Raw genomic sequence first — 7,227 nt, forward strand, 5'->3', positions numbered from 1 at the left:
GCCGGCGGGGCGTCGGCGATGCTGTGGGCATGGAGTACGTGTCCAGAGTGCCGCGACCGCCGCTGGACGGGCTGATCGACGACCTCTACTACCTGGAGGGTGCGCCGCCGTACGCCCGGCTGATGCTGCCGCCGATGCCGGGGGCGTTGCTCATCGTCAACCTCGGGGCACCGTTCCGCATCCGCGCCGGCACCGACATCGAGACGGCCGAGTACGCCGACGGCTGTGTGATCACCACGCCCACCCGCGCATTGGACTTCGGCTACCCGCTCCCGACCCGGTCCGTCGGCGCGCACGTCAAGCCGTGGGGGCTGGCGCCGTTCCTGCCGATGCCCGCGGCCGAGCTGTGCGACCGGCCGGTGACGATGGAGCAGGTTTGGGGCCGGCCCGCCGTTGCCGAGCTGCGGGACCGGCTGGCCGCGGCGGACGGACCGCACGAGATGCTGACGCTGCTCGAGGAGGATCTGATGCGACGGCTGCGCGGGACCCGCGGCCTGGGGCTGGTCCGCCAGTTGAGCAGCGTCATCGCGGCGACCAGCGGGACGGTGGCGATCGGCGACCTGAGCGCGGCAGCCGGCGTCAGCAGCACTCATCTGGCACAGCGGTTCAAGGAGCTCATCGGCGTCACGCCGAAGCGGCTGGCCCGCACCCACCGCTTCGCCGCCACCGTGTTGGCGATCGACCCCGCCGGACCGATCGACTGGGGTGACCTCGCCGGTGGCGCGGGCTACTTCGACCAGGCTCACTTCGGCCACGAGTTCCGGGCGTTCACCGGGCTCACGCCGACCCGGTACGTCGAAGTCCGGCGGCGGTTCCTGCGCGAACATCCCGGCCACGCGCTGGACGGCTGGCCGCTGCCGGTCGATTGATTTCTTACAAGAGCGGCAGCTCACGAGAAGCTAATTTGAGGGGCACCCAGAAGCAGAGGAGGCCCCCGTGGGCAAGGTGGTCATGTACGGCTCGGTGTCGGTGGACGGCTTCGTCGCGGACGAGAATGACCAGCCCGGGCCGCTGTTCGACTGGTTGTCCGGCGGTGACGTCCCGTTGGACGAGAGCGGCCTGGTGACGGTGTCGCAGACGTCCTACGACCACACCCGGCCGTACTGGGACCAGATCGGGGTGACGGTCGTCGGCCGGCACGTCTTCGACCTGACGGACGGCTGGGACGGCAAGCCGCCCGCCGGGATCGACCACGTGGTCGTCGTGACGCACCGGCCCGCGCCCGAGGGCTGGGACCCCGGGGCCCCGTTCCACTTCGCCGGCGGCGTCGAGGCGGCCGTGGTCGAGGCGCAGGAGCTTGCGGGCGACCGCATCGTCGAGGTCGCCGCCGGCGACGTCGGTGGCCAGGTGCTCGCCGCGGGCCTGGTCGACGAGGTGCGCATGGACGTCGTGCCCGTGGTGTTCGGGTCCGGAAAGCGCTACTTCGGGTCGGTCCATGCGCAGCACCTGTTGGATGATCCGGACGTGGTGATCCAGGGCGACCGGGTGCTTCACCTGCGCTATCGGGTGCGCCGCCGACCGACCTGAGCGGCCAATTCGACCTTTCGCCTCTGTCGTTCCTTCTCGGTGACCGGCCGGATAAACGTCAGTTCAAAAAAATGCCGTCAGAGGAGCCCGGGACGGGTGCCGCCGACGAGGAATACCGACAACCAATCGGCCCATCGGTCCGTCGCGTCGCATCCGCAACTGGGCCGCACATCGGCACCATGACCGCGAAACGTGGGTGAACAGGTCTCGCTGAAGTGACGGGTCCGGCTTACCGCGACCCTTGGTGCCGCCGATAAAAGGCGGCCTGAACGCGTCGATTGATGCGCACGTCTCCGGCAATTTCAAAATCATTTTTTCAAACCCCCGGACAGGCCCCGGCGATTCATGTTTCCATATCCGGGACTTAACGCTCCCGTAGCAAAAGGGGTGGACATGAAAACGGCAGCGCGAATGACGACGGTGGGCGTGGGCCTGCTGGCCGGTGCGACGCTCGGGATGGGAGCGGCGGCTCAGGCCGCGCCCGCCACCGGGCAGGCCGCAACGGGCAGCTCGATCGGCCAGCAGCAGAACCGTCAGTACAACGACGAGATCGTCGGCTACTACCGCAACTACTGGATGTGTGACCGGGCCGGCAGCTTCGGTGAGCGCCGTGGCGCCTGGGACGACTACACCTGCTGGCGCGTGCGGTGGGGCTTCCACCGCGGCCACTGGGCCCTGGTCGTCGATGACTACTACTGGAACGGCGGCGGGGCCGACCACTGGCGCCCGGGTTACTGGCCGAACAGCTGGCCGAACCGGCCGCCCTGGTACGGCGGCGGCCACTGGAACGGCGGCGGCAGCAGCGACCACCACGGTGGCGGCGGCTACGGTAACGGCGGCGGCGACCACGGCGGCGGCTACGGCAACGGCAACCACGGCGGCGGCGGCGGCAACGGCAACCACGGCGGCGGCGGCTACGGCAACCACGGTGGCGGCGGCAACGACGACCACGGTGGCGGCGGCAACGACGACCACGGTGGCGGCGGCGGCAACGACGACCACGGCGGCGGCGGCTCCGGCGGCGGCCACGGGGGCGGTGGTCACTAACTACAGAACCGCTCTGTTTGCGGGTCGCACCCCGGCGGGTGCGGCCCGCAAGCCGTTCGTCACCCTCGCGCCCAGACCGGCAGGGTTGCTACGGTCACGCGCCGTTGCTTGCTGAAGAGGGATGCCGTGAGCCTTACGCGCCGTTGGCTCGTCGGAGCCGTCACCGCCCTGGCATGCGCCGCGGCCGGCGCCGGCGCGGCCGGCTTTCACGGCATCGGGCCACTGGCAAGCCTGGCGGTGACCGAGACGCGGCTTGAGCCACAGCTCGCCATCACGAATTCGCCAGGTGATCCTCTCGTTGTGTTCGTGGCCGTGACCTGGACGAAAGAGGGCTACTGCGCGGAGCAGTTCGAGGTCCAAGCGGCCGAGACACCGACGGAGGTGAGGGTGGGGACGGTCGTGAGCCGTGAGAACCGCGCGATGCCGTGTGCGGGCCTGGGCACCGTCAACAACCTGGCCTGGGTCCCGCTGACCCTGGCCGCACCGCCGGGTAGCCGGACGGTGTTACGAAGCAGCGATGGTTCCGCCCTGCCGGTCCGCGATCGGCAAGGCGCCGCACGGGCACGCTGAGCCGGATTCGCTCGCGCAGCGCGCCGACTGAACGCCACCGAGCCCCCGGTGGTCCGGACAGTGGCGCTGTCGCACATCAGTCGTCCGGTCACCCGAAGTCCTGCGTCCGTCCGGCTCCGCATCCCGGCTCGCAGTGGCACTGACCGTAGAAGGACTGACCGGCAAGTGAGTCGGCGAGGTCGCTGTGGCCCATCTGATTGAGCACTGCGACGACTCGGGCGATCACCTCGGGAAACGCTGTGGCCATGGTCGGCCTCGGCGGTTCGGGGGGCTGGTTCGGTCCAGTCATGTCGGTCACGCTCCCATGCCGGCGCCTCGAGCGGACGGCCGGGAGACGGCCCAGCGCCATGATTGATCTACGGAATCGCGTCCGCTCCGGCCCGCACCGCGTACACGGGTGGGCCCGCCCCGTACGCCCACCCCATACCGGGCGGGCCCACGCCGCCCGCGAGCGCGGCCCGGGCGCCTGTTCCGCCGTCGCCACTGCTCGCTGCTCATGCCCCCGTCGCATCGGCCGGCAGGACCTGCCGGCCGCCCTGGGTCAGGGCTGGTTGATGATCGGCCGGGGCGGGGTCGCCATGTTCGCCCCGATGAAGAAGCTCGGGTGCGGCGGCTGGTTGTAGGCCGTGTTCTGCCAGGCCAGCGCCATCCGGTACTGGGAGTCCTGGAGCAGCGTGGTGATCCGGCGGTCCGTCGCGGTCGGCGTCGCGTAGATGCGCAGCGCCGTGTTGGCGGTGTTCGGCCAGATGACCTCCTCGCGCCAGTCGCCCCACAGGTCGCCGGAGAGCGACGGGGTCGACTTCGTGCCGTTGTTGGAGTGCACATCCGAGGCGGTCAGCAGCCGGGTGTCCGACGAGGTGCCGTACTTGTCGATGTGCGTACCGTCGAGGAGCTCGCGGACCGGGTCGCCGTCCCACCAGGCCAGGAAGTTGGTCGAGCCGGGCTTGCGGCTCGACACCACGGAGCCCGAGGGGTTGCGCACGCCGTCCGCCGCCGCGGACCAGGATTCCGCGCCGGCGCTGCCGGACCAGATGTCGCCGGACACCCCTCGGCCGTTGTCGCCGTTCGCCGGGGTGGACCAGATCACCTGGCCGGTACGGGCGTCGGCGAACCACGATGACGGCTTGCTGGAGTCCTCGTCCACCTTGAACACCTCGAGGCCGGAGCGGGACGGGTCCAGGTCGCCGACGTGCAGGGTGTCGCCGTGTCCGAGGCCGGTGTTCCACAGCTTGGCCCCGTTGTCGTCGATCGCCAGCGAGCCGTAGATGATCTCGTCCCGGCCGTCGGCGTCCACGTCCGCGACCGACAACTGGTGGTTGCCCTGCCCGGCGGTGCCGGAGTTGGTGGAGCTGTTGCTGTCGAAGGTCCAGCGCCGGGTGAGCGTCCCGTTGCGGAAGTCCCAGGCGACGACGACGGTGCGGGTGTAGTAGCCGCGGGCCATGACGAGGCTGGGCCGGGTGCCGTCGAGGTAGGCGGTGCCGGCCAGGAAGCGGTCGACCCGGTTGCCGTACGAGTCGCCCCAGGAGGAGACGGTGCCGCGCGGCGGGACGTAGTCGACGGTGGACAGGGCGGCGCCGGTGCGGCCGTCGAACATCGTCAGGTATTCGGGGCCGGTGAGGATGTAGCCGCTCGAGTTGCGGTAGTCGGCGCTGGAGTTGCCGATCACCTGGCCGGTGCCCGAGACGGTCGCGTCGGCGGTCTTCATGGCCACCTCGGCGTCACCGTCGCCGTCGTAGTCGTACGCCTGGAACTGGGTGTAGTGCGCTCCCGCCCGGATGTTCCGGCCCAGGTTGATGCGCCACAGCCGGGCTCCGCTGAGTTCGTAGGCGTCCACGTAGACCGGGTCGGTGACGCCGGACTGCGAGTTGTCCTTGGAGTTCAGCGGGTCCCACTTGAGGATGATCTCCAGCTGCCCGTCGCCGTCCAGGTCGGCGACGCTGGCGTCGTTCGCGGCGTACGCGGAGCTGTTGGGGTTCTGGATCGGCACGTCGAGGTAGCCGTTGGCGAAGTTCAGCGACGCGCCGGAGGCGGCCTGCTCGACCCCGCCGACGACGGCCCGCACCGTGTACGCGGATCCGGCCGCGGCCCCGGCGTCGAGGTAGTTGGTCGAGGCGGTGATCGGCGTGCCGTTCACCTTGGTCGAGCCGCGGTAGACGTTGAAGCCCACGTCGGCGGGGTCGGCGGCGAGCCAGCGCCAGCTGACCAGGTTGCCGCTGCCGGAGCGGACGCTGATGAGCCCGCGGTCGAGCCGCTCCATCTGCCGGCCGGCCGCGTTGGCCGGCGGCGGGGTGGTCGGCGGGGGCGTCGCCGGTGAGGTCGGCGGCGGGCTCGTCGGCGGCGAGGCCGGCGGCGACGTCGGCGGCGAGGTCGGCGTGGTGCCGCCGGTGCAGGCCACCCCGTTCAGGGTGAACGCGGTGGGGTCGGTGTTGGTGCCGGTGGTCGCGCCGTTGAAGCCGAACGACGTGGACGCGCCGGTGCCGAGCGCGGCGTTGTAGCCGGCGTCCTTGACGCTCACCGAGGAGCCCGACTGGGTGACGACCCCGTTCCACAGCTGGGTGACGGTCTGGCCCGAGCCGAAGGTCCAGCCCAGGGTCCACCCGTTGAGCGGGTCGCCCAGATTGGTGATCTCGACCGAGGCGCCGAAGCCGCCCTGCCAGGTGTTGGTGACCGCGTAGGCGACCCGGCAGCCGGCCGCCGCCTGCGCGTCCACGGCCGTCAGCAGCGCGGCCCCGAGAGCCACGACGCCCAGGCCGGCGATCTTTCCGATGGTCGCCATGGAGATCCCCTCACAGTGACACGTATCAATTGGGAGCGCTCCCAAGAGTGCCGCCGCGAAATAGTTACGTCAACCCCCCGAAATTTTTAGGAAATTAACTTTGATGAATCTCTTCCCTATCTATGGGAGCGCTCCCGTGTCATGATGCGACCACTCCCCCTTTCGCGGTTCAGTAGCCGAGGTGAAGCGATGTCCCCCAGAAAGCTGCTCGCCGCCGCGGCCGCGGCCACGCTCGCCGGAATCGGCCTGCTCGCCGCTCCGGCGTCCGCCGCGGCCGGCTGCCGCGTCGCCTACACCGTCACCAGCCAGTGGCCGGGCGGCTTCGGCGCGTCCGTCGCGATCACCAACCTCGGCGACCCGGTCGCCGGCTGGACCCTGGCCTTCCCGTTCCCCTCCGGCCAGACCATCACCCAGCTGTGGAACGGCGCGGTCAGCCAGTCCGGCGCGGCGGTGTCGGTGCGCGACGCCGGCTACAACGCCGCCATCGGCACCAACGCGACCACGTCGTTCGGCTTCAACGGCGCCTGGACTTCCGCGAACGGCGTGCCGGCGTCCTTCACCCTCAACGGCGTGACCTGCACCGGCGGCGTCACCACCCCGCCGACCACGACCGCACCCACCACGCCGCCGACCACCCCGCCGCCGACCACCCCGCCGCCCGGCACCAAGGTGCGCGTGATGCCGCTCGGCGACTCGATCACCGGATCGCCGGGCTGCTGGCGGGCGCTGCTCTGGCAGCGGCTGCAGCAGGCCGGGCAGACCCAGGTGGACTTCGTCGGCACGCTGCCCGCACAGGGCTGCGGCTTCGCCTACGACGGCGAGAACGAGGGACACGGCGGCTTCCTGGCCACCAACGTCGCCGACCAGAACCAGCTACCCGGCTGGCTCGCGGCCACCAGCCCCGACGTGGTGATGATGCACTTCGGCACCAACGACGTGTGGAACAACCGCTCCCCCGCCACGATCCTCGCGGCGTTCACGAAGCTGGTCGGCCAGATGCGCGCCTCGAACCCGAGGATGAAGATCCTGGTGGCCCAGATCCTGCCGATGGCGCCGGGCAACTGCGCGGAATGCGGCCAGCGGGTCATCGACCTCAACGCGGCGATCCCGGCCTGGGCGGCGGCGACCACCACTGCGGCCTCCCCGGTCACCGTGGTCGACCAGTGGACGGGCTTCAACACGGCGACGGACACCCCCGACGGCGTGCACCCGAACGACAGCGGCAACCAGAAGATCTGCAACCGCTGGTACCCGGCCCTGAGCGCGGCCATTTCCTGAGCGCACGGCCGCGGCCCCGGACCTCGTCG

The 7,227-nt window shown here is 70.6% G+C and carries 6 protein-coding genes; 5 read left to right on the plus strand and 1 reads right to left on the minus strand.

The features are described from left to right. Window positions 1-29 precede the first annotated feature (29 nt). The 4 genes from AB0F10_RS28025 (at window position 30) to AB0F10_RS28040 (ending at window position 3,144) form a co-directional block, all read left to right on the plus strand. Window positions 30-869: a helix-turn-helix domain-containing protein gene (locus AB0F10_RS28025; protein WP_360631291.1), complete on the plus strand. Its 840-nt coding sequence runs from the start codon at window positions 30-32 to the stop codon at window positions 867-869. A gap of 67 nt (window positions 870-936) precedes the next feature. Next, window positions 937-1,527 carry a dihydrofolate reductase family protein gene (locus AB0F10_RS28030; protein WP_360631294.1) on the plus strand — a complete coding sequence of 197 codons (591 nt, stop codon included), beginning with the start codon at window positions 937-939 and terminating at the stop codon, window positions 1,525-1,527. Between the two features lie 411 nt (window positions 1,528-1,938). Next, window positions 1,939-2,574 (plus strand): hypothetical protein, encoded by a 636-nt coding sequence (locus tag AB0F10_RS28035; protein ID WP_360631297.1) that lies wholly within the window; start codon window positions 1,939-1,941, stop codon window positions 2,572-2,574. A 126-nt stretch (window positions 2,575-2,700) separates the two neighbouring features. Next, entirely contained in the window at window positions 2,701-3,144 is a 444-nt protein-coding gene (locus AB0F10_RS28040; RefSeq protein ID WP_360631300.1) for a hypothetical protein, read from the plus strand. A 541-nt stretch (window positions 3,145-3,685) separates the two neighbouring features. Here AB0F10_RS28040 and AB0F10_RS28045 read toward each other — a convergent pair. After that, entirely contained in the window at window positions 3,686-5,920 is a 2,235-nt protein-coding gene (locus AB0F10_RS28045; protein ID WP_360631303.1) for a cellulose binding domain-containing protein, read from the minus strand. 189 nt (window positions 5,921-6,109) lie between these two features. On the opposite strand from AB0F10_RS28045, the gene AB0F10_RS28050 reads away from it, so the two are divergent. Further along, window positions 6,110-7,198, plus strand: coding sequence for a cellulose binding domain-containing protein (locus tag AB0F10_RS28050; protein WP_360631306.1), 1,089 nt, complete (start codon window positions 6,110-6,112; stop codon window positions 7,196-7,198). Window positions 7,199-7,227 lie beyond the last annotated feature (29 nt).

Source organism: Actinoplanes sp. NPDC026623, assembly GCF_040638275.1.
Classification (GTDB): Bacteria; Actinomycetota; Actinomycetes; order Mycobacteriales; family Micromonosporaceae; genus Actinoplanes.